This is a genomic window from Lacinutrix neustonica, from assembly GCF_026625145.1.
Taxonomy (GTDB): Bacteria; Bacteroidota; Bacteroidia; order Flavobacteriales; family Flavobacteriaceae; genus Lacinutrix; species Lacinutrix neustonica.
This window is the reverse complement of the sequence record NZ_CP113088.1, coordinates 1,291,104-1,316,507: the sequence shown is the minus strand read 5'-3', so window position 1 is coordinate 1,316,507 and position 25,404 is coordinate 1,291,104. Positions and strand designations below refer to the sequence as shown.

The 25,404-nt window shown below is 34.9% G+C and carries 20 protein-coding genes, 5 tRNA genes and 8 pseudogenes; 29 read left to right on the top strand and 4 right to left on the bottom strand.

Features of this window, described 5'->3' with window-relative positions:
* Positions 1 to 30 precede the first annotated feature (30 nt).
* On the top strand, positions 31 to 558 hold the full coding sequence (locus N7U66_RS07305) for a DUF2059 domain-containing protein (RefSeq protein WP_267677918.1): 528 nt from the start codon (positions 31 to 33) through the stop codon (positions 556 to 558).
* A gap of 1 nt (position 559) precedes the next feature.
* Here N7U66_RS07305 and N7U66_RS07300 read toward each other — a convergent pair.
* A pseudogene (locus tag N7U66_RS07300) lies at positions 560 to 1,269 on the bottom strand (class I SAM-dependent methyltransferase).
* A gap of 65 nt (positions 1,270 to 1,334) precedes the next feature.
* Between N7U66_RS07300 and N7U66_RS07295 the strand changes: the two are divergent.
* From N7U66_RS07295 to N7U66_RS07280, 4 genes and pseudogenes are all read left to right on the top strand, one after another.
* A complete protein-coding gene (locus tag N7U66_RS07295) occupies positions 1,335 to 1,829 on the top strand; it encodes a YkgJ family cysteine cluster protein (RefSeq protein WP_267677917.1) in 495 nt (164 codons plus the stop codon).
* Positions 1,830 to 1,865: 36 nt separating this feature from the next.
* On the top strand, positions 1,866 to 2,705 hold the full coding sequence (locus N7U66_RS07290; RefSeq protein ID WP_267677916.1) for a thioredoxin family protein: 840 nt from the start codon (positions 1,866 to 1,868) through the stop codon (positions 2,703 to 2,705).
* Positions 2,706 to 3,555: pseudogene (locus tag N7U66_RS07285) on the top strand (sterol desaturase family protein).
* Between the two features lie 271 nt (positions 3,556 to 3,826).
* The gene (locus N7U66_RS07280; protein ID WP_267677915.1) at positions 3,827 to 4,405 is read left to right on the top strand and encodes a hypothetical protein; all 579 of its coding nucleotides are present in this window, start codon (positions 3,827 to 3,829) and stop codon (positions 4,403 to 4,405) included.
* A gap of 178 nt (positions 4,406 to 4,583) precedes the next feature.
* Here the strand turns inward: N7U66_RS07280 and N7U66_RS07275 are convergent.
* Positions 4,584 to 5,886, bottom strand: a pseudogene (locus N7U66_RS07275) (exo-beta-N-acetylmuramidase NamZ family protein).
* A gap of 8 nt (positions 5,887 to 5,894) precedes the next feature.
* On the opposite strand from N7U66_RS07275, the pseudogene N7U66_RS07270 reads away from it, so the two are divergent.
* Together N7U66_RS07270 and N7U66_RS07265 are read left to right on the top strand one after the other, a co-directional pair.
* Positions 5,895 to 7,133 (top strand): annotated as a pseudogene (locus tag N7U66_RS07270) (ABC transporter permease).
* Between the two features lie 217 nt (positions 7,134 to 7,350).
* Positions 7,351 to 8,332 (top strand): annotated as a pseudogene (locus tag N7U66_RS07265) (PLP-dependent cysteine synthase family protein).
* A 216-nt stretch (positions 8,333 to 8,548) separates the two neighbouring features.
* Here the strand turns inward: N7U66_RS07265 and N7U66_RS07260 are convergent.
* Positions 8,549 to 9,292 carry an outer membrane beta-barrel protein gene (locus N7U66_RS07260; protein ID WP_267677914.1) on the bottom strand — a complete coding sequence of 248 codons (744 nt, stop codon included), beginning with the start codon at positions 9,290 to 9,292 and terminating at the stop codon, positions 8,549 to 8,551.
* Between the two features lie 177 nt (positions 9,293 to 9,469).
* Complete coding sequence (locus N7U66_RS07255; protein ID WP_267677913.1) at positions 9,470 to 10,459, bottom strand: phosphotransferase; 990 nt, start codon at positions 10,457 to 10,459, stop codon at positions 9,470 to 9,472.
* 132 nt (positions 10,460 to 10,591) lie between these two features.
* Here N7U66_RS07255 and N7U66_RS07250 point away from each other — a divergent pair.
* From N7U66_RS07250 to rplK, 22 genes and pseudogenes are all read left to right on the top strand, one after another.
* Positions 10,592 to 11,871: pseudogene (locus N7U66_RS07250) on the top strand (DUF2851 family protein).
* 138 nt (positions 11,872 to 12,009) lie between these two features.
* Positions 12,010 to 12,237, top strand: coding sequence for a PspC domain-containing protein (locus N7U66_RS07245; protein ID WP_267677912.1), 228 nt, complete (start codon positions 12,010 to 12,012; stop codon positions 12,235 to 12,237).
* 7 nt (positions 12,238 to 12,244) lie between these two features.
* Complete coding sequence (locus N7U66_RS07240; RefSeq protein WP_267677911.1) at positions 12,245 to 13,270, top strand: potassium channel family protein; 1,026 nt, start codon at positions 12,245 to 12,247, stop codon at positions 13,268 to 13,270.
* 96 nt (positions 13,271 to 13,366) lie between these two features.
* A pseudogene (locus N7U66_RS07235) lies at positions 13,367 to 15,085 on the top strand (alanine/glycine:cation symporter family protein).
* A gap of 12 nt (positions 15,086 to 15,097) precedes the next feature.
* Entirely contained in the window at positions 15,098 to 15,517 is a 420-nt protein-coding gene (locus N7U66_RS07230) for a hypothetical protein (RefSeq protein ID WP_267677909.1), read from the top strand.
* Positions 15,518 to 15,617: 100 nt separating this feature from the next.
* Positions 15,618 to 15,737, top strand: a complete 120-nt coding sequence (locus tag N7U66_RS07225) for a ComEA family DNA-binding protein (RefSeq protein WP_267677908.1) — start codon at positions 15,618 to 15,620, stop codon at positions 15,735 to 15,737.
* A 79-nt stretch (positions 15,738 to 15,816) separates the two neighbouring features.
* Entirely contained in the window at positions 15,817 to 15,975 is a 159-nt protein-coding gene (locus N7U66_RS07220; RefSeq protein WP_267677907.1) for a helix-hairpin-helix domain-containing protein, read from the top strand.
* A gap of 22 nt (positions 15,976 to 15,997) precedes the next feature.
* Positions 15,998 to 17,170, top strand: coding sequence for an acyl-CoA dehydrogenase family protein (locus N7U66_RS07215; RefSeq protein ID WP_267677906.1), 1,173 nt, complete (start codon positions 15,998 to 16,000; stop codon positions 17,168 to 17,170).
* 381 nt (positions 17,171 to 17,551) lie between these two features.
* Complete coding sequence (locus N7U66_RS07210) at positions 17,552 to 18,001, top strand: carboxypeptidase-like regulatory domain-containing protein (RefSeq protein WP_267677905.1); 450 nt, start codon at positions 17,552 to 17,554, stop codon at positions 17,999 to 18,001.
* Positions 18,002 to 18,268: 267 nt separating this feature from the next.
* Entirely contained in the window at positions 18,269 to 18,973 is a 705-nt protein-coding gene (locus tag N7U66_RS07205) for a hypothetical protein (RefSeq protein WP_267677904.1), read from the top strand.
* A gap of 220 nt (positions 18,974 to 19,193) precedes the next feature.
* Positions 19,194 to 20,576, top strand: a pseudogene (locus tag N7U66_RS07200) (alpha-amylase).
* A 111-nt stretch (positions 20,577 to 20,687) separates the two neighbouring features.
* On the top strand, positions 20,688 to 21,575 hold the full coding sequence (locus N7U66_RS07195; RefSeq protein WP_267677903.1) for a tyrosine-type recombinase/integrase: 888 nt from the start codon (positions 20,688 to 20,690) through the stop codon (positions 21,573 to 21,575).
* Positions 21,576 to 21,612: 37 nt separating this feature from the next.
* Positions 21,613 to 21,909, top strand: coding sequence for a ribosome hibernation-promoting factor, HPF/YfiA family (gene hpf / locus N7U66_RS07190; protein ID WP_267678491.1), 297 nt, complete (start codon positions 21,613 to 21,615; stop codon positions 21,907 to 21,909).
* Positions 21,910 to 22,017: 108 nt separating this feature from the next.
* Positions 22,018 to 22,091: transfer RNA gene (locus tag N7U66_RS07185), tRNA-Thr, on the top strand.
* A 68-nt stretch (positions 22,092 to 22,159) separates the two neighbouring features.
* Positions 22,160 to 22,241: transfer RNA gene (locus N7U66_RS07180), tRNA-Tyr, on the top strand.
* Positions 22,242 to 22,422: 181 nt separating this feature from the next.
* Positions 22,423 to 22,495: transfer RNA gene (locus N7U66_RS07175), tRNA-Gly, on the top strand.
* 11 nt (positions 22,496 to 22,506) lie between these two features.
* Positions 22,507 to 22,578, top strand: a tRNA-Thr gene (locus tag N7U66_RS07170).
* Between the two features lie 70 nt (positions 22,579 to 22,648).
* Positions 22,649 to 23,836: an elongation factor Tu gene (gene tuf, locus N7U66_RS07165; protein ID WP_267677902.1), complete on the top strand. Its 1,188-nt coding sequence runs from the start codon at positions 22,649 to 22,651 to the stop codon at positions 23,834 to 23,836.
* A 61-nt stretch (positions 23,837 to 23,897) separates the two neighbouring features.
* Positions 23,898 to 23,970: transfer RNA gene (locus N7U66_RS07160), tRNA-Trp, on the top strand.
* Positions 23,971 to 24,126: 156 nt separating this feature from the next.
* Positions 24,127 to 24,324, top strand: coding sequence for a preprotein translocase subunit SecE (secE, locus tag N7U66_RS07155; protein WP_267677901.1), 198 nt, complete (start codon positions 24,127 to 24,129; stop codon positions 24,322 to 24,324).
* An 8-nt stretch (positions 24,325 to 24,332) separates the two neighbouring features.
* Positions 24,333 to 24,887, top strand: a complete 555-nt coding sequence (gene nusG / locus N7U66_RS07150) for a transcription termination/antitermination protein NusG (RefSeq protein WP_267677900.1) — start codon at positions 24,333 to 24,335, stop codon at positions 24,885 to 24,887.
* A gap of 72 nt (positions 24,888 to 24,959) precedes the next feature.
* Positions 24,960 to 25,400, top strand: coding sequence for a 50S ribosomal protein L11 (gene rplK, locus N7U66_RS07145; RefSeq protein ID WP_267677899.1), 441 nt, complete (start codon positions 24,960 to 24,962; stop codon positions 25,398 to 25,400).
* The last annotated feature ends 4 nt before the right edge of the window (positions 25,401 to 25,404 follow it).

Below are 25,404 nucleotides of genomic sequence, written 5' to 3'. Positions count from 1 at the left end.
ACATTCAAAATGAAAGAAAATAAATATCAGATGAAGAATAAAATAGCACTATTTCTTTTTTTAGTCTTCTCACTGGCTGCTTTTGCGCAGGGAGACGCCTATGGTGAAGCTGTGAAAAAATGTATTAAAAGCAATGGTACCATGGCGTATTATGAAGATGTGATGGAGCAGATGTATGATATGTTAGAGGTGCAATTTAGAGACGTAAATGTGCCAGATACGGTTTGGAGAGAAGTAAAAAAAGGAAAGAAGGAAGCCATGGATGAGTTAGCAGAAATGATAGTGTCTGCTTACAGAGCCCATTTTACACATGAAGATGTGAAAAACATGAATGTATTATATGCATCAAAAGCGGGTAAGAATATGTTTGAAAAGGATGCGCTAACCGCAGGAGATAAAAAGGTTTTAAGTGCGTTTTATAAGAGTGAAACTGGAAATAAAATTGTGAGTTCTCAGGATTCCATGAATGAGGCCATGGGTAAAATCTCAGAAATGTGGAGTAGTGAGGTCTATCGAGGTGCGATTGCGCTTCTTTCTCAAAAAGGATATGATTTGTAGCCTATAGCGTTAGTTTTGCTAAATAATCAAAGTGTTCACCTTCAAACATTTTTTCACAGGTTAATCCTACGGTTGCACAAGCGATATTAAGCGTCGGAAAATCTAAATACAACCATTTCATAGGAGATGCAGCTTCTCCTTTATAGCTCAAGAAATAATCGAGTTCACCATAATAGCCGGAGTTGAGATCTTGCGGAAGCCTCCATCTTCATCTTCAAACATGTATTTTATATCACTAGAATCTATTAGAATTTGCCCATTTGGTGTTAATAAACGTTTTAATTTTTTCAAGTATTCAGGTAGTGCTTTTATAGTTTGAAAAATACCCGTACCATTCATTAATAAAAGAATGGTGTCAAAAGTGTCTTCCGAAACTTCAGTATACTCCAAAATTGAAATTTTTTCAGCATTAATGACGCCTCTTAATTTACAGACGGCAATGGCACCCTCAGAATGATCAATAGCTTTCACTTCGAATCCTTGTTCTTGTAAATACAAACTGTGGCTGCCTGCACCAGCACCAATATCTAATACATGCCCATTAGAGAGTTGTAGAGCCTTTTGTTCTAATTTAGGCATGTCCGTATAATTTCTAAAGAGATACTTTAATGGCAAGGTGTCTTCACCAGAGATATTAGTTGCTGTAATAATATCTTCCGTATAGTTGCCGTTTTGATAGTCTAATAGGGCTTTTCCAAATATATCTTTCATTAATCATTTTATTTTCATTCGCTAGAAGTCAAAAATCACATTATTTAAAATGGTATTTTTGCAACATGCAAGACTACATTAATCAGCTTCCAAAGCTCGCCAAAGATAAGCATAAGGAGAATAAAACCTTTTTTTCGAAGCTTAAAAAAAAGCCGCCCAAACAATTAGATTATATCATGCAGGAATTGCATGAGGAAACATTTAAACAAACAGATTGTCTTAAATGTGCGAATTGCTGTAAAACCACGGGGCCTTTGTTTACAGATAAGGATGTGGCTCGTATTGCGAAGCATTTTAAAATGAAACCCCAAGGTTTTATTGATCAATATTTAAAAGTAGATGAAGAAAATGATTATGTGTTACAACAGGTGCCTTGTACTTTCTTAGGGACGGATAATTATTGTTCAATCTATGAGGTAAGACCTAAAGCTTGTCGAGAATTTCCGCATACCGACCGGAAAAAATTTCAACAAATTTCGAATTTGACCTTAAAAAATGTAGCCATATGTCCAGCAGCATTTGATATTGTTGAGAAGATGAAATCGCGTTTTAAAAATTAATATAAAAGTCTTACATTTAAACTATAATTTTATTTTATGAAATCGATACTGTATACCACCATTATAGCACTGTTATTTACGAGTACTTTAAGTGCTACTAATTGGCTAGATTCCCTTGAAGATGCCAAGAAAATCGCATTGGGAACTAACAAATTGATATTAGTAGATTTTTGGGCAAGCTGGTGTGGACCATGTAAAAAAATGGATTCTGAATCATGGAGCAAAGCGGAAGTCAAATTGTTAATGGAGAGTTATGTGCCTGTAAAAATTGACTTGGATATAAATAGAGGATTGGCTCTCAAATATGGCGTAAGAGGTATTCCTTATGTTTTTATAATGGATGGAAATGGCAAAGTAATCTATGAGCAAATGAGTTATAAGCCAAAACGAGATGTTATGGCTTTGCTTGATAAGTACGCTATTAATACTCAGTTTTTAAGCCAAGACCTTATTAATTATTATAAGAAACATAATTTTTCAAACACATACCGTTTAGCAGCAAAATATCAAGATTTCAGTGTGATGTTGAATGAAGATTTAAAATATGAGTTTATTGCAGTTTCTGAGAAGTACTTTATAGAAGCAAAAACAGCTCTAAGGCAGAGCAATATAAAAAATAAAGAAAGATTTAATCAAAAAATAGAACTATTTGATGTACAGAAAAGAGTTATTTTGAATAGCCCCAAAAAAGCACTGAAACTATTGGGGAAGTTTGATACGATTAAAATGGATGAAAGGAATATTTCTTTTTACAACTACCTCTATTATATTGCCTATAGAAGCATGAATAATGCTGAAAAGGCAAAGGAAGCGAGAACTAAATTAAGTAAAACGGACTTAAAAAAAGCAGATGCTTTTTTTAATTTTCAAGTATAGATGGAATCTTTAATACACTATTTTGAAAACATACCAACCCTTCATAGAAGTCTTTTACTTGTAGGAGGGATTACCTTATTTTGGTTGCTTGAAGGTGTTTTACCGCTATTCCATTTTAATTATAATAAATGGAAACACTCGTGGCCAAATTTCTTTTTTACACTTACAACAATTATCATCAACTTTGCACTTGCTTTTTTACTACTAAAAACCGCCGATTGGGTTACGGTAAATAATTTTGGGATTATTAATTGGTTACCACAGATGCCTTTATGGCTATATGTCATTACGGGTGTCTTACTTTTAGATTTTATAGGGGCGTATTTGGCCCACTATATAGAACATAAAATACCTGTATTATGGATGGTGCATTTAGTACATCACACCGATCACAATGTGGATACAACAACAGCTAACCGTCATCATCCATTAGAGAGTATTATTCGTTTTGTATTCACCTTGGCAGGCGTATTTATTATAGGTGTACCCATTGGCATTGTTATGCTTTATCAATCCATGTCTCTGGTGTTTACACAATTAACGCATGCAAATATTAGATTGCCAAAAAAGATTGATAAATGGTTGAGTTACCTATTGGTTTCACCGAGACATGCATAAAATTCACCACCATTATGTTTTACCCTACACAGACTCCAATTATGGTAATATTTTTTCCGTTTGGGACCGTTTATTTGGAACATTTACCACTTTGGATAGAACCGAAATTATTTACGGTGTCGATACGTTTCCAAATGAATTGGAGAACAGTAGTTTAACACATTTATTACAACAGCCCTTTCATAAATGTCGTAAACCCACAACCACCATTGTAAAAAAACAAGACATTTAAATAGGAAGATAGTTTTCCAAATCAAAGTGTACGCATGGAAACGTGATTTATATGACTTTTCTTGATAAGAATAAGAAATCAAGCTTATTAAGAAGGAACAGATGCATACGCATAGGCTGTTGTATTTTAACGATTATTTTAGTGATTTACATTATTTTTTATTAAATTATAGTTTAAATGTGTTGAAAAATAGTTGTATACCATAATAGACTTGTGGTTTATTAATAATTGATTTTTAGCATCCTAAAATTGATAAGCATCATTTTTTCATATGAAGAATATAAAAAGCATGTGCTTCATACTATTCGCTTTAACAATAAGTTTGACTGGAAATGGTCAACAAGATTCCATAACTACAATTGAAAAGAATGTCAATGACGAGGCGCTTAGTTTAGAACAGACGCTAAATGCTACCTTAGATACTTTATTCCTTAAAAGCGAGACAGACATTTATAGAGTCACCTTTTTAAATCATGATGAAGACGGATCTGAGACTATAGAAATAGGGAGTCAGGAGGTTAAAATTCCATTATATCATTTTAAAACGGGGAGATATACGATTGCCGTATATACCGATGATAAAATTATTGCCATTGGGGCCAATAGGCTTGGCGATATTCCACTGCCGGAAGCGGGGATTACCGATTTAGAGGAAAGTATTTTGAGATCTAGTTTATCTGAAAAAGAACAATTAGCTAGAAATATTAGGCCTTTAGAAAAGAAAAAGCCAATAGCAACGGGAATGCCTTTAATCAATCAAAAATCACGAAATGCTATCGAGTTGGAGCAGCAGGAACAGGCACGAGTACAAAGAAATACTGCTAAAAGTAATAGTATTCCCCGTAAATAGAAGACCAAACTACAGCTACAAACAAAGAAAAGGAAGCTCCGGAAAGTAATCCTTCAGTGTCAATAAAAAAAGAAGTTTATAATCTTTCAAAAATCCCTAATAAAAACAGACCAAGGCGGCAGTCTAGAAAAGAATACAGAGCAAGTCATCTTCGTCCAAACGGGACAAAATACGATGACTAATGGTATATTAAATAACGCGCTCTCGTTTTTACAAAATGAGCCAACCCCTCTTTCCATGTGGCTTTTATTTGTTGCTGAGTCCATCCTGCTTCTATTTGCTCCTGTAATTTTTTTGTACCAGCTAACTTGGTAAAAAATCCATTTGAAATAAAAAAATCAGAGGGCTTTTCAGTAGCATGATAGGCCGTGATAAGAAAACTTAAATCTAAGGCTTTAAGAGGTGTATGATCCCCTAAATTATAACCATTACACTCCTGATTTTCATGTTTTGGATAATGGGCACCCTCGTTAGGTTTTGGTACAAAACTAAAGTTTGTTTTAGGCAGAAAAGGCGAGCCGTAAATTTGAAATTGCAAATTAGTTCCTCGGCCAACACTTACATTTGTGCCTTCAAAAAAACACAAACTAGGGTATAAGTTTATAGCCATATCATTAGGTAGATTAGGCGATGGCTTTATAGGGAGCGTATAAGGGAGGTCTCGGGAATAATTTTTAATAGCGATAACCGTTAATTCACAGGTTAACCCATTTTCTAACCAGCCTTCACCATTAATCATTTGAGCATATTCGCCAATAGTCATCCCGTGCACCACAGGAACAGGATGCATGCCTACAAAACTTTGGTGTGCTTTCTCTAAAATAGGTCCATCGACATAATGTCCGTTTGGGTTTGGTCTGTCCGAGAACAATTAGTGGAATGTTATTTTCAGCACATGCTTCCATAACATAATGTAAAGACGAAATATAGGTGTAAAAACGAGCGCCAACATCTTGAATATCAAAAACCACGACCTCTACATCGGCCAGTTGCGCTTTAGACGGTTTTTTATTCTGTCCGTAAAGCGATACAATAGGAAGGCCCGTTTTAGTATCTAGTCCATCTTTAACTATTTCACCAGCATCAGCAGTACCGCGAAACCCGTGCTCAGGGGCAAACACTTTTTTAATATCAAGACCTAATGATTTTAAGGAATCCACCACATGAATATAATTACTAGACGAAGAGGCCGGACCCGTTATAATAGAATCCGGATAGGTTTTAAAGATAATACTCGTTTGATTCGCAACTAGGCCTACCCGTTTTCCTTTTAGCAAAGGTAGATAGACTTCGGTTTGGTTTGCCCCAAGAACGATAGGGCTGTCTTTATACATGATCTTTAAAGGGAGCTCGCCAGAAGCCTCAGGTGAAGTAGCCACCTTAAGCATCTTACTTCTATCTTTTAGCTTATTTGCTTTTCCGCAAGAAATTCCTAAAAAAAGAAAGAATAAAACTGTATTTTTGACCAAAGTTAACCTCATAATATAATTTGAATTTCGAATACTTTATAGCTAAACGCATTATTGATAGTAAAGCGTATAAAAGTAGTATATCGGCACCAATAATAAAAATTGGAATCGTGGCTATTGCATTAGGCATAATTGTTATGATAATTGCTATAGGGACAGGTGTTGGATTGCAACAAAAAATAAGAGACAAAGTGGTTGCTTTTAATGGCCATATTATTATAAATAACTATGACACCAATAATTCTCAGGAAAGTGAAAACCCAATTTCCACTAACCAAGAGTTCTATCCGAGTTTAAAACGGTTGAAGGCATTAATCACATTCAGGCGGTAGCAACCAAAGGCGCAGTAGTAAGATTAGAACAAACGGTAGAATATGTTGTTATTAAAGGTGTTGGCGCCGATTATAACTGGCAGTATTTTGAAGCGTTTTTAATAGAAGGAAAACTGCCGAGACTACACTAAAAAAAGAAATCAGGATATTTTGGTTTCTCAATATTTTGCCGAACGCTTACAGTTAAAAGTAGGAGATAACGTCAATACTTATTTTATTCAAGACGATTTAAATAAAGCGCCGCGAAGTATTAATTATACGATAGTAGGTATTTATAATTCAGGATTTAAGGAGTTTGATGAGCTCTATGCTCTCGGGGATATTAGGCACATTCAGCGACTCAACAAGTGGGAAGACAACCAAATTGGTCATTTTGAGGTTTTTATAGAGGATTATAATGCCTTAGAAACTAAAACCAAAGAAGTTTTTAAAGCCACACCATCAACATTAAACACCACTTCGGTAAAACAAAAATTCTACTCGGTATTCGAGTGGATTGGTATTTTCGATAAAAACATTGCGGGTATCATTGGTATCATGATAATCGTTGCAGGTATAAATATGATTACTGCTTTGCTTGTGCTCATTTTAGAGCGCACACAAATGATCGGTATTCTAAAAGCCTTAGGAAATAGTAATGTGAGTATTCGCAAAATTTTTGTTTACAACGCCACGTATCTTATTTTAGTTGGCTTATTTTGGGGAAACCTTATTGGGCTAGGTTTACTCTTTGCACAGAAACATTTTGGATTCTTAAGTTTTCCTAATCCTGAGCAGTATTATATGAAAATTATCCCGGTGTACATCAGTCTAGAGTATATTATTGCCCTTAACGTAGGGACGTTCATTCTTTGTTTGCTAATGCTACTGATACCTTCATGCATCATCACAAAAATATCTCCAGTAAAGGCCATACGCTTCGAGTAGGGTTTGTTATTTGGGCGTTATTTAAAGGTCAGGTTGTCACTACGCGCTCATTTTAGAAAAATAAAAAGAGAGTAAGCCTACCGTTCAATCCTTAACGAAAATCAAGAATTGATTTTTACTTTAAAACTAGGGACAAAAGGGTTTACAATTTTGTAGCCAAAACTATATAAAAAAAACACTTTCATTTCCATACCTTTGCACAATCAAAAATGAAAAAATGCAATACGCAAATAATATTCTAGAAACGATAGGTAATACACCCTTAGTAAAACTCAACAAACTAACGGCGGAACTCCCTTGTTTAGTACTCGCAAAATACGAAACCTTCAACCCAGGGAACTCCGTAAAAGACCGTATGGCGTTACAAATGATCGCAGATGCCGAAGCCGATGGTCGATTAAAACCAGGTGGAACCATTATAGAAGGAACCTCAGGAAATACGGGAATGGGCTTAGCGTTAGCCGCTATCGTTAAAGGGTACAAGTGTATTTTTGTAATGGCAGATAAGCAGTCTAAAGAAAAAATAGATATTTTAAGAGCTGTAGGTGCAGAGGTTGTGGTTTGTCCAACAGCGGTAGAGCCGGATGACCCAAGATCTTACTATTCGGTATCCAAACGATTGGGAGAAGAAATACCAAACTCATGGTACGTAAACCAGTATGATAACCCAAGTAATACAAAAGCACATTACGAGAGTACCGGACCGAGAAATTTGGAAGCAGACTGATGGTAAAATCACGCACTTCGTCGTTGGTGTAGGAACAGGGGGAACTATTTCGGGAGTTGGAAAATACTTAAAAGAGCAAAATCCAAATGTGAAAATTTGGGGAATAGATACCTATGGTTCAGTCTTTAAAAAATACCACGAAACAGGAGAGTTCGATGAAAACGAAATTTACCCTTACGTAACAGAAGGTATTGGTGAAGACATCTTACCAAAAAACGTAAACTTTGATATCATCGATGGCTTTACTAAAGTAACCGATAAGGATGCTGCGGTGTACACACAGCGTTTAAGTAAAGAAGAAGGCATGTTTTTAGGTAATAGTGCTGGTGCCGCTATAAAAGGGGTGCTACAGTTAAAAGAGCATTTTACAAAAGACGATGTGGTAGTGGTCTTATTTCATGATCACGGAAGTCGTTATGTTGGTAAAATGTTTAACGATGATTGGATGCGTAAGATGGGGTATATTGAGTAGAATTGTCATTGCGAGGACGAAGGATGTGGCAATCTCATCCTTGTTTGAGTGAAAAAAAATCACACGAAAAAAAAGCACAGTTTTAAAACTGTGCTTTTTTTATGAGTAGATTATTTGTTAATGGAGATGCTTTACACAAGTTATAGATTAGACTTTACGCTAAATTGGTTTCTAATCTAATTGGTTCTTCCTTTTAACACATAATTTCAACTTAAATTATAATTCAATACCTATTCCTAAATTAATAGAAGTAGGCTCTTTTTCATTCTTAAATGAAATTGAACCTATAGTTGATTCAGAATCATTATTTTTTAATGCGTTAAGGTATTGGTTGACTTTTAAAAGTAAGAATCCTTTTGTTTTGTCTGAAAACGAAACACTTTTTTTTAATTGTAAAAATACTCCAAAGCTTATCGAATTATAACGATTTTTAATGTCGTAATCATAATTTTGAGAGATACTGTTGTTAACTAAGGGGTCATTCGTTGGAGTCTCTGAATCAGTTATAAAACCAGAGGAATCAATACGCGATTCACCTTTTTCTTGAGCAGACAATAAAAAACTAGCACAACCACCGATACCTAGTAGATAAGCATTCTTTTTTCCTAGATGAAAATTGAGATTAATTGGAGTTTGAATTTGACTTACGTTTCTATTTCCTTCACGTGTTACATTAGCATTTTTTTCTTCAATAGAAAATCGATCAAGATAAAAACCTAATCCAAAGTCAAGAGAGGTATTTCCATTCATCGAATAATGCAGGCTTGGCAAAACAAATGCTCCAATATTTAATGAAGATTTTATTTGAGGATTCCCATACGTATTGGAATCAGTCAGTTTACTTATTTTAGGGACTGAAAACGTCGGTCCAAAAGATAATTGAAAATTAATGTTTTCCTGTTGTGAATAGGTGTTAGTAAAAACAAAGATTGTTAATGTGAGTAAGATTGTTTGTTTCATATTTTGGGTTAATATATGTTAGGATACTTCCGAGATAAAATCGTATTAAAGTTTTTAGTATAATTTTTTAACGAAGAACGTTTAATTTTTACATAAAGTTAAGTTTAGAGTTTGAATCACTGGTTGGCTAAAAATAGAGGACAGAGATAATAGTTTAATATATCTTATTGGAAGTTGTTATTGGATAATCGGATTTATTACTGTGGTTTCGCAATAGTCCTTCCAAGCTTGTATTCTACCAACATACATTTTGAGATAGTTTTCAGAAAGAAAAATGTTAGACCAATCAAACCTTTGTGCTTGTACGCCAAGGTAAAACACATAAACAGAAGCACCTGCTTGTGGTGTTAATTTTAGTTCTTTATCAGATAACGGACGCTTACTTTGATACCCTTCCAAAAAGCTATCCTTTTTTAGTTCATACTGTTGTTTATTTGTTTCAATGTGAAACAGTTGTTTACAAAAATAACCAACATCTAAAATTTGTGAACCATTACCACAAAAATCAAAGTCAAATAGCGTAATGTCTTTTTCGTTGGCAATACTCATATTATCATACCAAATGTCTAAGTGTACAACGCCATATTGCGTAGGTTCGAAATCTGAGTCTTTAAAAGTGCTTCCAAAGTCTTTAATGAATTCCATTTCCGGTAGTGTTTCCGAAAAGAAGCGTTTTAAGTGTTCATAAGGTAATTTTAAAAGTGATTTTTGGTCATAGGATATTCTGTCAATCGTTTTGTTTAACGTGATATTATGAATTTTAGCCATAAGTGCCCCAATTGCGTAACAGGCCTCTAGGTTTATAAACCGAATCTTTCCGCCTTTTGCAAACGAAAAAAGGACCACATACCGAATCCCTTCAGGAGCTTTTATTTCTTGAATAAATGCGCCACTTTTATCAGCAATAGGAAAAGAAACGCTTAAATGATTCGCTTTTAGTAAATTTAAAAGGTTTAGCTCTTCTAGAATTTCAGATTTAGACCTCCAATTATGGCTGTAAACTCTTAGCGCATATTTTGTTTCATTATCAGACAGAAAATAAGTGTGATTCATTCCTGTTCTAAACAATGTGCAGGTGTAATTTTTATTCAGCCCGTATTTTTCTTGTGCAAATTCCTCTAAGGCTTTTGCTGAAACAATGGAGGAGGTAACTGGAAATGGATTCATTTTTTTTCTAATTGTGGCTAATCAATTGACAATAAAAAAGCATTTTGGGGCTTTTTTTTAACTTTAATCGAAGGTAGTGGAAAAAATGATAAAGACTAGTTTAACTGTAGAAGCAAATGCGTACATTTAAACATGCAAGAAGACTTCCTTTACTACATATGGAAACATAAAAAGTTTGAGTTATCAAAACTCAAAACAGCAGATGGCGAGATCATCACCATCGATAGTGTTGGCAAACACAATCACAATTCAGGACCGATTTCTTTAATGGAAACATAAAAATTGGAGAACAGCTTTGGGCGGGGAATGTTGAGATTCATATAAAATCCAGTGATTGGTACCTGCACCATCATGAAACAGATACAAACTACGACAACGTCATATTACATGTGGTTTGGGAATACGATACGCCAGTGTTTAGAAAAGACAATACGGAAATCCCAACCTTAGAATTAAAGCACTACGTTTCTACGGAAGCTTTAAAGAATTACAAAAAATTATTTGGAACTTCTCAAAAATGGATCAATTGCGAAAATGACTTTGAAACGGTTGATGCTTTCGTTGTTAATAATTGGTTGGAGCGCTTATATCCGGAACGATTAGAACGTAAAGCTCAGGAAATTTCAACAATTTTAGAGCATAGTAAAAACGATTGGGAAGCCGTGCTATTTAAACTCTTAGCTAAGAATTTCGGACTTAAAGTCAACAAAGAAGCATTTGGCAGTTTAGCCCATTCGATTGATTTTTCTACAATTAGAAAGCAACAAGACAAATTAGAAAGTTTGGAAGCCTTATTTTTTGGGCAAGCGCAAATGTTGGATGATGATATTCAAGATGCCTATTATGTCATGCTTCAAAAAGAATATCAATTTTTAAAACAGAAGTTTAATCTGTCTTCCCAAAGTGTTTTGCCTTTACAGTTCTTTAGATTACGTCCGCTAAATTTTCCAACCATCCGACTGTCGCAACTAGCAAATTTGTATTATACGCATCACAACTTGTTTTCAAAAGTGATTGATGCTAAAAATCCGGACACTTTTTACGAGTTGTTTTCTGTAAGAACTTCAACGTTTTGGGACACGCATTTCACTTTCAATAAAACATCAAAAAGGTCAAAAAAGAAACTGACGAAAGCTTTTGTTGATTTGTTGTTAATCAATACGATTATTCCTATACAATTTAGCTATGCAAAACAACAGGGCAAAGTTATAGATGAAGACGTCTTACGTGTAATAGGGGAGATCACTTCAGAAAAAAACAGCATTGTAGAAAAATTCAACGATTTAAAACCAATCTCCATTTCAGCATTACAATCTCAAGCATTAATTCAACTTAAGACGGAATACTGTGATAAAAATAAATGTCTACACTGTGCCGTTGGGAATGTAATTTTAAACCGTGCAAACGCTTAGAAATAAATCGTTGTAAAAGAAAACTCTTTCCTAAGTAAAGAAAGGGTGCTATTTTTTTTAGAATAGAGCAGGAAAGGTTTCTCAATAAAATGTGATATAAGAATACCAACTACAAACAACTTTTTATTAACTTGCAGCATGCAAACTTTTTATAAACCCTTATTGTACTTCCAAAAACATGGCTATCATGTTTGTCAGCGTATTGCAGACCGTTTAGGGATTCGCGCAAAAATAGTACGCACCTCATTTATGTACTTAACATTTGTGACGCTTGGTTTTGGTTTTGCATTGTACTTATTCTTAGCATTTTGGATGCGCATCAAAGATATTTTATATACCAAACGCTCATCGGTTTTCGATTTATAATAAACTAATGATAAACCCAATAATACGTTTGTTCAAATCTAAAATTTACACGGCCTTTATTCTACTTTTTATAGTTTTGGTAATTGGGGTGTTGGGATTTAGAACGATTTCTAATTACAGTTGGGTTGACGCTGTTTATATGACGGTGATCACAATTACAACGGTAGGCTTTGGGGAAGTTCAGCCCTTGGATGACGCCTCTAAAATTTTCACTATATTTTTAATATTATCCAGTATTGTTATCGTGGGTTATGCGTTATCTATTATTACTGAATATATTTTAAGTAAAAACAATTACGAAGATCTAATACAAAAGAGAATGCAAAAGAAAATCGATAGTTTAAAAGACCACACCATTATTTGTGGTTACGGTCGCAATGGTAAGCAAGCAGCCAATAAGCTGATGTCTTACAAAAAGCCTTTTGTTATTGTGGAAAAAAACAAAGAGATTGTAGAAAAGTTTCAAAATGAACTCATTCCTTTTGTATTGGGTAATGCTAATGAAGATGAGATATTATTTCAAGCCGGAATTGAACGTGCAAATACTTTAATATCTGCCTTACCTAATGACGCCGACAATTTATTTGTAGTCCTTTCAGCCGGACAAATTAATAACGAGTTGTTAATTATTAGTCGCGCTTCTCAGGAAACATCATATAAAAAATTGAAATTAGCAGGAGCCAATAACGTCATCCTACCAGATCGCATTGGTGGTGATCATATGGCATCCTTAGTGGTCGTTCCGGATTTAATAGAGTTTATAGATAATCTTTCTATTGGCGGTGAAGAGAACGTTAATATTGAAGAAATTGATGTCGATAAACTATATAACACTAAAACTACCGTACGTACGATTAGAGATTTAGATTTAAGAAATAAAACGGGGTGTACCGTCATTGGCTTTAAAGGTAGCGATGGTGAATACATAATAAACCCGGAGGCAGAAATAAAATTAGTACCACATTCTAAAATTATCGTTTTAGGCAGAATAGAGCAAGTAAGAAAACTAAACTCAATTTACGATTTAGACTAATACACCCCATTTTAACAACAGGTTCTTTAAAAAGTCGGCATTTTTTTGCATATTGCGCACTTGAAAATTAACAATTAACTAACATATAACTTAATTATGAAGAAATATCTTCTTTCCTTTTTAACATTAACTTTGCCATTTTTAAATTTCGCACAAGACACGGCAGAAATTGGACTTGATCAAAAAATAGATCAAGCCTTTTCTCCAGTTGCAGATTTCTTCGAAAGTGTTATTTTCTTTCCTGTTTATCAGAGTGATAGCATAACAATCCCTTTTGTACTTGTATTATTGGTAGGTAGTGCTTTATTTTTTACTATTTATTTTGGGTTCCCAAACATACGTTACTTTTGGACTGCTATTAATACTGTAAGAGGAAAGTATGAAGATATAGAAAAGCATGGGGCAAAAGAACTATATGGAGAAGACGGTATTGCTCAAGGTGTAGATTTAACCAATGTAGATATTGAAGAACATCTAGAGAAGGTTGAAAAAGATATGAGCCTCAACGATGACTTGTCGATAGATGGAGATATTGTGGACACCATTAGAGATGAGAGTTCAGATGGAGAGGTAAGTCACTTTCAGGCACTTGCCACAGCAGTTTCGGGAACTGTTGGTAACGGTAATATTGCAGGTGTAGCTTTAGCGATTGCTTTAGGTGGTCCAGGAGCAACATTCGGATGATTATCTGTGGTTTATTAGGAATGTCAACAAAATTTGTAGAATGTACATTAGGTGTGCAATATAGAGATGTTGGACCGAGACGGAACCGTATATGGAGGTCCTATGTATTACATAAGTAAAGGTTTAAAGGCTAAAGGTTTTAAAACGTTTGGTAAAATAGCTGCTGCTGTTTTTGCGGTATTTTGTATTGGAGGCTCTTTTGGAGGAGGTAATGCAGCACAATCTAACCAAGCAACTATTGTTATAAAAGAATTGTTTGACTGGCAAAGTACTGCGGCAGGAGCCATTGTTGGTATTGTTTTGGCTGTATTGGTTGGGATAATTATTATTGGAGGTATTAAACGTATCGCTCAAGTAACAGAAAAGGTTGTTCCATTCATGGCTGTTATGTATATAGTTGCTTGTTTATATATCATTTTAAGTAATTTCTCATTGATTGATGACGCTATAGCATTAATCGTTCGTGAAGCTTTTAATCCTACAGCAATAGGTGTAGGATCATTAATAGGTGTCTTATTAGTTGGATTTAAACGTGCAGCATTTTCTAATGAAGCAGGAGCAGGGTCTGCATCTATTGCACACTCAGCAGTAAGAACAAAATATTCAGCATCTGAAGGATTAGTCGCTTTACTGGAGCCATTCATTGATACCGTTGTGATTTGTACGATGACAGCGCTAGTAATTGTTATTTTTAACTTTGGTGGTTTCTTTGAATATGGAGGTGATGGTGGTGTTGTGTATATTGATGGTTTGCCATTTGAGGGTGCCGGAATTACATCTAAAGCATTTGCAGAATATATTCCTTATTCTAATGTATTCTTAACAATAGCAGTGGTATTATTTGCAGTATCTACAATGATTTCATGGTCTTACTACGGATTGCAATCATGGAAATTTTTATTTGGAAGAGGTAAAACAGCAGATATGGTGTATAAAATATTATTTCTAATGTTCGTTGTTATTGGCGCAGCAGCAAGCATGGGCTCAATTTGGAAGTTCTCAGATGCCATGATTTTTGCTATGATTTTTCCTAACATGGTTGGGTTATTCTTATTATTCCCTGTCGTGAAGAAACAATTAAAGCGTTATCTTGATGCTATTAGGCTAAAGACAAATGCCATAGAAGACTAAATTATAAACAATATGAAATTAGAATCCCATTTCAAGTTCACTAAGCAACAACGAAATGGGATTTTTTTGTTGCTAATACTCATTGTTGCCTTTCAAGGTATTTATGCTTTTATTAGTTTCTCTCCGGAAGAAATAAGCGTGAATTCAAAAGAAATACAACGATTTCAAGCAGAAATAGATTCTCTTAAAACGGTTGAGATTGAAAAACGGAAGCCCAAACACTTTCCCTTCAACCCAAATTTTATTACAGATTATAAAGGATATACATTAGGGATGTCTACTGAAGAAATAGACCGACTGCTTCAGTTTAGAAAACAAGACCAATGGATTAATTCGGTAAAGCAGTTTCAGCAGGTGACCCAAGTATCAGATTCTCTTTTGGCTAGCATGTCCCCTTATTTTAAATTTCCGAGACTGGGTAACGCATGCTAAACCAAGGCAAAAGTATGCCTCAAACCCTTTCTATGGCTCTCCCGGATCTGATGCAGATAAAATCGATTTAAATAAAGCGACCGCTCAGCAACTTCAAAAAGTGTATGGTATAGGAGAGAAGCTTTCAGAGCGAATTTTAAACTACAGAACACTACACCATGGGTTCATCTCACTTGTCGAGTTAGGGGAAGTGTACGGCCTGTCTCCGAGAAACGATTGAAGAAATTAAAAAATCCTTTCATTTAAAAACTCCCAAGGAGGTTAAAACAATCCCTCTCAATACGGCATCAAAAGACCAATTGGTAACGATTCAATATATCGATTATGAAATTGCTCATAATATAATTGAGCAGCGCACCTTAAGAGCGGGATATAAATCTATTGATGATTTAGTAAAAGTAAAGGGCTTTCCGGTAAATAAATTTGAGATAATTAGATTATATTTGACATTAAATTAGAATATAATAAATTATAGTATAAATGAATAGCAGATACTTCACAGAAGAGCATCAATTGTTTAGAAAGAGTTTACAAGATTTCTTGCAAAAGGAAGTGGTACCACATATCAATAAATGGGAGAAAACAGGGGACATCGAACGTTTCATTTGGGAAAAGTTTGGCGAAATGGGATTTTTTGGTATTAATTATCCAGAAGCCTATGGCGGCATGGATTTAGATTTGTTTTACACCGTAATCTTCTTAGAAGAATTACAAAAAATAAACTACGGTGGTTTTGCAGCTGCTATGTGGGCACACGCTTATTTAGCAATGACCCATGTAAATGCGGAAGGCAGTGAAGAAATTAAGCAAAAATACTTAACTAAAAGTATTACAGGAGAAATGATCGGTGCAATGGCAGTTACAGAACCTTTTGGGGGTAGTGATGTTGCTGGTATGAGAACAACTGCTGTAAAAAAGGGAGATACCTATGTGTTAAACGGGTCAAAGACCTTTATAACCAATGGCGTGTACAGTGATTATATAGTGGTTGCCGCTAAAACTAGTCCAGAACTAGGGAATAAGGGGATTAGTATTTTTATAGTCGATAGAGAAACACCAGGTGTTTCAGCGACCAAATTAGATAAGCTAGGCTGGAAAGCCTCAGACACCGGTGAAATAGCATTCGATAACGTTACGATTCCAGCAAGCCATTTAATGGGAGAAGAAGGTAAGGGGTTCCCTTACATCATGCAACACTTTGCGTTTGAGCGTCTTATTATGGGGGTCAATGCCCATGCGAGAGCAGAATTCGCCTTAGAATATGCCGTGCAATATATGAGTGAACGCCAAGCATTTGGTAAAACTATTGATAAGTTTCAGGCTTTACGTCATACCATGGCAGACTGTTTTGCAGATATGGAAGTTTGCAAGGAATTCAATTATTCTGTTACAGAGCGCATGAATCGTGATGAATATGTCGTTAAAGAAGCCACCATTTCAAAGTTACGCTCTACTAAAATGGCAGATGAGGTTATTTATCAGTGCCTTCAAATGTTAGGAGGTTACGGTTATATGGAAGAATACCCAATGGCACGTCTGTTACGTGATTCCCGATTGGGACCTATTGGTGGAGGAACCTCTGAAATTTTAAGAGAAATTATCGCTAAAATGGTGATTGATAAGAAGGAATATAAACCTGCTGTAAAGCATTAAAGAGATTGCTGTTTTAGCGAAAATGCCAAAGCATTTGCTAAAATGGTGATTGATAAGAAGGAATATAAACCTGCTGTAAAGCATTAAAGAGATTGCTGTTTTAGCGAAAATGCCAAAGCATTTGCTAAAATGGTGATTGATAAGAAGGAATATAAACCTGCTGTAAAGCATTAAAGAGATTGCTGTTTTAGCGAAAATGCCAAAGCATTTGCTAAAATGGTGATTGACAAGAAGTAATATAAGCCGGCTGTAAAGGATTAAAGCGATTACTGTTTTAGCGAAAATGACAAAGTATTTCCTAAAATGGTGATTGATAAGAAGGTCTTTAAGCCTCTCTTAGAATAGGTATATCTTTGTAGTAATAATTAAAGCTCCAAATACATGTTTAAAATCAAAAACGCCAAAGGCATACTATTTTTATTGTTTAGTTTCTGCGGAGTTGTCGCTTTTGCACAAATAAAACTCAATAATAAAGTTGCAGAATTCGGGTTTGAAACTCCAATAGAGAATGCCAGTGTTTATATTCAAAGTACAGCTATTGGTACCGTGACAAATACCGATGGTAATTTTTCGTTGCGCGTGCCACAGGAAAATTTAAGGGATACTTTAGTCGTTTCTTCTATAGGATATGCTACGTTTAAAATTGCAATTCCAGAATATGATGCCAAGGAAGTTATTTTTTTAGAACAGCAAGTGGCCTCATTAGAAGAGGTAATGATTGAATCTGAGCCCGGACCCAAAACAGGAAATGATATTGTGCTCAAGGCCTTGAAAGAACTGCCGAAACAATGCCGATTCTTCCTATTTGCAAAAAGGTTTTCTACGACATAAAGAACGAAACAACAAAGAATTTAAATGGCTCATTGAAAGTGCTATTACTGTTTACGATTCGGATATACGGTATCTTCACAAGACCATTTAAAAATTAATGTAGATCAAGTTAGAAAAAGTTATGACCTTAGAGAGTTAGATAGTTTATTTTCATATTATTCATATTTAAAAAACAACACAAAGGTCAATCTAAAAACTAAAAACTTAAGAAGAGATACCATTAAAACGGCTTCCTTAATTAAGGCCATTAAATGGAACGACACGCGAGTGAATGGACTACAAAACATTTTTCAAGGGAAGCTCAATGTGTTTCGTAATGTAAACGATGCTAAAGCACTTTTTGGAGAGGACATTTTAAGCAACCACCATTTCGAGCTCGACACGATTTTAGTAGATAGTGATCGTAAATTGTATAAAATTGAGATTTCAAAAGGGAGAGAATATGTTGGTTTAGATACCAAAGGGATTTATAATGAAGGCTATGAACCTAAAGGCTGGTTGTATATTTATTATGATAACTATGCCATTAAGAAATTAGAATATGAACTTATTCCTGCTTCTCCAGCACAAAAAGCGAGAAGTAAACGTTTGCTTAACTCCACCGTGAATCATAAATTGATAATTACCTATAAGGAATTTCAAGATAAAATGTACCCGAGTTACATTTATTATGAAACACCAAAACTGGTAAATGTGGGTTTAAAAGCCGATAAAAAAGTAACAGATGCAGAACTGGCGAAATACAACGAAGAACGGTTTTATTATACCATTCAAGAGATACTGTTTTCTGAGATCATAGTGGAACATGAAAGTATAAAAGCAGCATTAAGTAATAACTGGGACATGGATATTTTTTCTCCTAAGCCATACAATAAAACATTTTGGAGTACATACAACGTCTTGTTAGAAAGTGAAGCAGATGAAAAGTTAATTCAGGATTTATCCAAACGCGCGTCATTATTTAAAGAGTAATATAGTAACTATTCCGTAGTACAACCTAAAAGTCAGAAATTAATTTTTACTGGCTTTTTTTTGTCTATAAACCATTTGATTTTTAAATAATTAGGCGTAAAAAGCAGAAAATTTGAAGAGTTGTTAACACGAAAACGTTTGCGTATCTAAAAGTGATTGTCATATTCCTAAATATAGTGTAATTTAAATTCGAAATATATCATTTAACACTTAATAAAATATGAAAAACCTAAAAATTACTAGTTTGTTACTATTGTTTGTAATAGCATTTAATTGTAGTAATCAAGAACCGATTTTTGATGACAATGACAACCCTATTCAAGAGCAAAATATTGAAACAACAGCACAAAGAGCCGGTTTAAAACCTATAGGTTCAGGAGTATTGATGCAAGCCTTCTATTGGGATGTGCCTGCAGGCGGCACCTGGTGGAATGTTGTCAATGGAAAAGTGCAAGACTGGAGTAATGCTGGAATAGATGCCATTTGGCTGCCACCAGTATCGAAAGCACAAAATGGTCCTTTTTCTATGGGCTATGATCCTTTTGATTATTATGATTTTGGTGAGTACAATCAAATGGGAAGTGTAGAAACACGTTTTGGATCTAAAACAGAGTTAATGAATTTAATAAATAAAGCGCATGCCAATCAGCTAAGCGTCATCGCAGATATTGTTATTAATCATAATAGCGGAGGAGACACTGAAAGTAACCCATATACTGGAGGAAATACTTACACAGACTTTAATCCATTATCTCGGTAATTTTTTAAGAACCTCTAGCGATTTTCATGCAAATAATATTCATAACAATGATTCCGGTGCCTTTGGAGGGTTTCCGATTTGTGTCACCATCAAACGTATGTGCAGGACTGGTTGTGGAACAAAACCAATAGTGTAGGCAAATATTATAGAGACGTCATTGGCTTTGATGGTTGGAGATTTGATTACGTAAAGGGGTTTGAACCTTGGGTAGTAAAGAACTGGAAAAACGCAGTAGGAGGCTTTTCTGTTGGAGAATATTGGGATGGTAATGAAAATACATTAAACTGGTGGGCTAATCAAGCAGAAGTAAGTGCTTTCGATTTTGCATGTTATTACAGAATGCGGGATGCCTTTGTAGGCAATAACTTAAACAAATTAAATGATGGCATGTTGTGGAAAATTAATCCAACTAAAGCAGTGACTTTTGTTGCTAATCATGATACAGATGAGATTTATAATGGTAAAATACTGGCGTATGCTTATATTTTAACACATGAAGGATACCCTGCTATTTTTTATAAAGATTATGAAGCGTGGTTAGATAAAGAAAGGCTAAACAATTTAATATGGATACATAATAGTTTGGCTAAAGGAAGCACTTCGATATTATATACAGATAATGACGAGTATATTGCAAAACGTAATGGCGAGAATAGTGCAGGCTTAATAGTATACATTAATAATTCAAACGCCTGGCAAGAACGTTGGGTAGAAACCAATTGGTCTAACACAAGAATTAAAGATTATACAGGGCACTCTAACTGGGAACCAGTGACACAATCTGGAAAATGGGTAAAAATTCAATCCCCTCCAAAAAGTTATACCGTATGGTCTGTTAAATAAGAAGCTTTATATTGATCTAAAAAAAAAATCCTACTTTAAAGTGGGATTTTTTATTTTTAAAGAGCTCAACTTAAAAAAGATTGTATATTTAAATAGAAACAACACATAGTTATGCTCAAATCGTTTACAGATTATCTTAATTTAGAACGGAATTATTCTGTATTAACAATAAATGCTTATGAAAAGGATATCGCTTCATTTCAAACGTTTTTACTCTCACAATATGATGATGCGGATATTGTGGGGGCCAACTATTCACAAATAAGAAGTTGGATTGTAAGCCTGGTAGAATCAAAACTCTCAAACCGAAGCGTTAATCGTAAAGTTTCGGCATTAAATTCCTTCTATAAATTTTTATTAAAAATAGGCGCATTAGAGGTCAATCCATTAGCAAAACACAAAGCACTTAAAACAAGTAAAAAAATCCAAGTTCCGTTTTCGGAGGCTGAAGTAGCTATAGCAATAGATGAGCTACATCATGAGGCGGATTTCGAGGGTCTTCGCAATAAATTAATTATAGAATTATTCTATACTACGGGTATAAGACGCATAGAATTAGTGAATTTAAAATGCGCTGATGTTGATCGTGCTAATAATCTGTTAAAGGTTCCGGGCAAGCGAAATAAAGAACGTTATGTGCCGTTATTAAATACAGTGACTGAAACTATTGCCATTTATTTAAAGAAAAGGCAAGAGCTTGAAATAATTACAGATAAAGACGCTTTTTTTCTAACCCGTAAAGGCGTTAAAATTTATGAAACTCTTGTTTACAGAATAATAAATGAGTATTTTAGTCAGGCATCGAACAAAGTTAAAAAGAGTCCGCATATATTACGACATTCCTTTGCGACGCATCTATTAAATCAAGGTGCAGATTTAAATGCTGTTAAAGAACTGTTAGGACATTCCAGTTTAGCTGCGACGCAAGTATATACCCATAACAGTATAGCAGAACTAAAAAAAGTGTATTCAAAAGCGCATCCAAGAAGTAAAAGATAACTAGTATCCAATGTTTAACCCATTAAAATCAAAGTGCATGAAGGTAAACACACAATCAGTTAATTTTAACGCAGATCCAAAATTAATTACATTCATTCAAAAACGAATGGATAAATTAGAACAATATTATGATAAAGTCATTAAATCAGATGTGTATTTAAAGGTTGAAAACACTAGTGGTAAAGAAAATAAAATATTTGAAGCAAGAGTTAGTGTGCCAGGAGATAGTTTTGTGGTCAAGAAACAATGCAAAACCTTTGAAGAAGGAACAGATGTGGCTGTTGCATCCTTAGAAAGGCAGCTAAAAAAGCGAAAAGATAAATTAAGAGCATAATTTATAAAAATAATTGTATAAAATATTTTTGAATAACTAAATAAATATTTACATTTGCAGTCCGTTAGAAATAGCGGGCTTTTTTTATACATAAAAAAGGCATTAAAAGCCGATGTAGCTCAGCTGGCTAGAGCAGCTGATTTGTAATCAGCAGGTCGTGGGTTCGAGTCCCTCCATCGGCTCTAAAATGAGAACATGTGCGAATATGTTTTTATTGTAAGTTCTTTAAAAAATTGAAAAGTTTAAAATTGGGGAGATACTCAAGCGGCCAACGAGGGCAGACTGTAAATCTGCTGACTACGTCTTCGCAGGTTCGAATCCTGCTCTCCCCACTTATTTTTAAAAGCAACTGTAGAAAGCTCACTTTCTTAAAGACGGATTTAAAAAATAAGGTTTGGGGTACTCAAGCGGATTACAGAGCAAAGCGAAGTAATTCTTCTAAATCATTTACCAGAGTGATTTCAAAAGTGCTTTGAGCAAACAAGTTTTAAACATTAAGGATTAAAAATAATTGCGAGAGTAGCTCAGTTGGTAGAGCGTCAGCCTTCCAAGCTGAATGTCGCCGGTTCGAACCCGGTCTCTCGCTCTAATATTTTAGCCGGTGTAGCTCAGGGGTAGAGCGTTTCCTTGGTAAGGAAGAGGTCACGGGTTCAATTCCCGTCATTGGCTCAATTTATTAAAAAGTACAAAAATTTAGAACACTAATATTATTATATAACTAAGATTAAATTATTAAAACATGGCAAAGGCAACTTTCGATCGTTCAAAACCCCACTTAAATATTGGTACAATTGGACACGTAGATCACGGTAAAACAACTTTAACTGCTGCTATTACTAAAGTATTAGCTGATGCAGGTTTCTCAGAAGCAAGATCATTCGATCAGATTGATAATGCACCAGAAGAAAAAGAAAGAGGTATTACAATTAATACTTCACACGTAGAATATGCAACAGCAAATCGTCATTACGCTCACGTTGACTGTCCAGGTCACGCCGATTACGTAAAGAACATGGTTACTGGTGCTGCTCAAATGGATGGTGCAATTCTTGTAGTTGCTGCGACTGATGGTCCTATGCCACAAACACGTGAACACATCTTATTAGGTCGTCAAGTAGGTATCCCAAGAATCGTTGTATTCTTAAACAAAGTGGATATGGTTGATGATGAAGAGCTTTTAGAATTAGTTGATATGGAAGTTAGAGAATTATTATCATTCTATGAGTATGATGGTGATAATGGACCTGTAATTTCCGGTTCTGCTTTAGGTGCTTTAAATGGAGAACAAAAGTGGGTAGATACTGTATTAGAATTAATGGAGTCTGTTGATGCATGGATCGAAGAGCCTTTAAGAGAAGTTGATAAGCCTTTCTTAATGCCTATTGAAGATGTATTCTCAATTACTGGTCGTGGAACTGTTGCTACAGGTCGTATCGAAACTGGTGTTGCAAATACAGGAGACCCTGTAGAAATTATTGGTATGGGTGCTCAAAAATTAACGTCTACGGTTACTGGAATTGAAATGTTCCGTCAAATATTAGACAGAGGTGAAGCAGGAGATAACGCTGGTATCTTATTAAGAGGTATTGAGAAATCTCAAATCTCTAGAGGTATGGTAATCTGTAAGCCAGGTTCTGTAACTCCACATGCTAAATTTAAAGCAGAGGTTTATATCCTTAAAAAAGAAGAAGGTGGACGTCACACGCCATTCCATACTAACTACCGCCCACAGTTTTACGTACGTACAACTGATGTAACTGGTAACATCGCATTACCATCAGGAGTAGAGATGGTAATGCCTGGAGATAACTTAACAATACACGTTGAGTTAATCCAACCAATTGCAATGAACGTAGGTTTACGTTTTGCTATCCGTGAAGGAGGTAGAACAGTAGGTGCTGGTCAAGTAACTGAAATTTTAGACTAATTATAGTCTTTAAAATATAGAGTTAAGGTGTCTTGTTTTCAAGACACCTTGACTTATATTTACGGGTTTAGCTCAGTTGGTAGAGCACTGGTCTCCAAAACCAGGTGTCGGGAGTTCGAGTCTCTCAACCCGTGCAAAATAAAAGAACGAGACGAGAAGTTTATGCTGAGCTTAGTCGAAGCAAGTCTCTCAACCCGTGCAAAAAATAGAAATTGTAAAATTCTGTTTTAGAATGAATTTGATAGACTGCTAACTTGAGTGTTCAGTTTAACTAAATAATAAGAATATAAATGGCTGGAATAGTAAATTACATTAAAGAATCATTCGGTGAGTTGAAAAACAATGTGACATGGACACCTTGGGCAGAAGTGCAAAAGTTAACCATTTTAGTTGCTGTGTTTTCAATTATTTTCTCTTTAGCAATTTGGGGAGTAGACACGGTTTTTAGTAAAGTTATAAGCTCATATTTCGAATTAATTAAAGGTTAAGACTTATTATGGCTGAAGTTGGAGAAAAAAAATGGTACGTAGTTAGAGCGGTAAGTGGTCAAGAAAATAAGATTAAAACTTATATCGAGAATGAAATTGCTCGTTTAGGATTGCAAGATTATGTTGAGCAAGTATTAGTTCCTACGGAAAATGTGGTTCAAATACGTAATGGTAAAAAAGTAAATAAAGAAAAAGTTTACTTCAGCGGTTACATCATGATCAAAGCCAATTTAACAGGAGAAGTGCCTCATATTATTAGATCCATTACAAATGTTATAGGATTCTTAGGAGCAACCAAAGGTGGAGATCCATTACCATTAAGACCTTCTGAAGTTAATAGAATGTTAGGTAAGGTAGATGAGTTAACGGTAGATGGCGACTCGAATGTTGCGATACCGTTTACTAAAGGAGAAACAGTTAAAGTTATTGATGGTCCTTTTAATGGATTTGATGGTACTATCGAAAATATAAATGAAGAAAAGCGCAAACTTGAAGTAATGGTTAAGATTTTTGGAAGAAAGACCCCATTAGAATTAAGTTACATGCAAGTTGAAAAAATATAATAATTGTTACAATAAAGATGCTCTTAATTATCGCTTCCAAAAGATAATTAATAGCGAACTAAATTATTAAAAATGGCAAAAGAATTAGGTAAAGTAGTTAAGTTACAAGTAAGGGGAGGTGCAGCGAATCCGTCGCCACCGGTTGGACCCGCTTTAGGTGCTGCTGGAGTTAACATCATGGAGTTCTGTAAGCAGTTTAATGCGAGAACTCAGGATAAAGCTGGAAAAGTTTTACCAGTGGTTATTTCAGTATACAAAGACAAATCATTTGACTTTGTAATTAAAACGCCTCCAGCTGCAGTGCAATTATTAGAAGCGGCCAAGGCGAAAAAAGGATCAGGTGAACCTCACGTACGTAAGATCGCAAAAGTGTCTTGGGATCAAATCAAGACAATTGCAGAAGACAAAATGGTAGATTTAAATGCATTTACAATTGATGCTGCAATGAAAATGATTGCTGGTACTGCAAGATCTATGGGTATAACTGTTAAAGGTGGTCAAGAACCTAATTAACCTA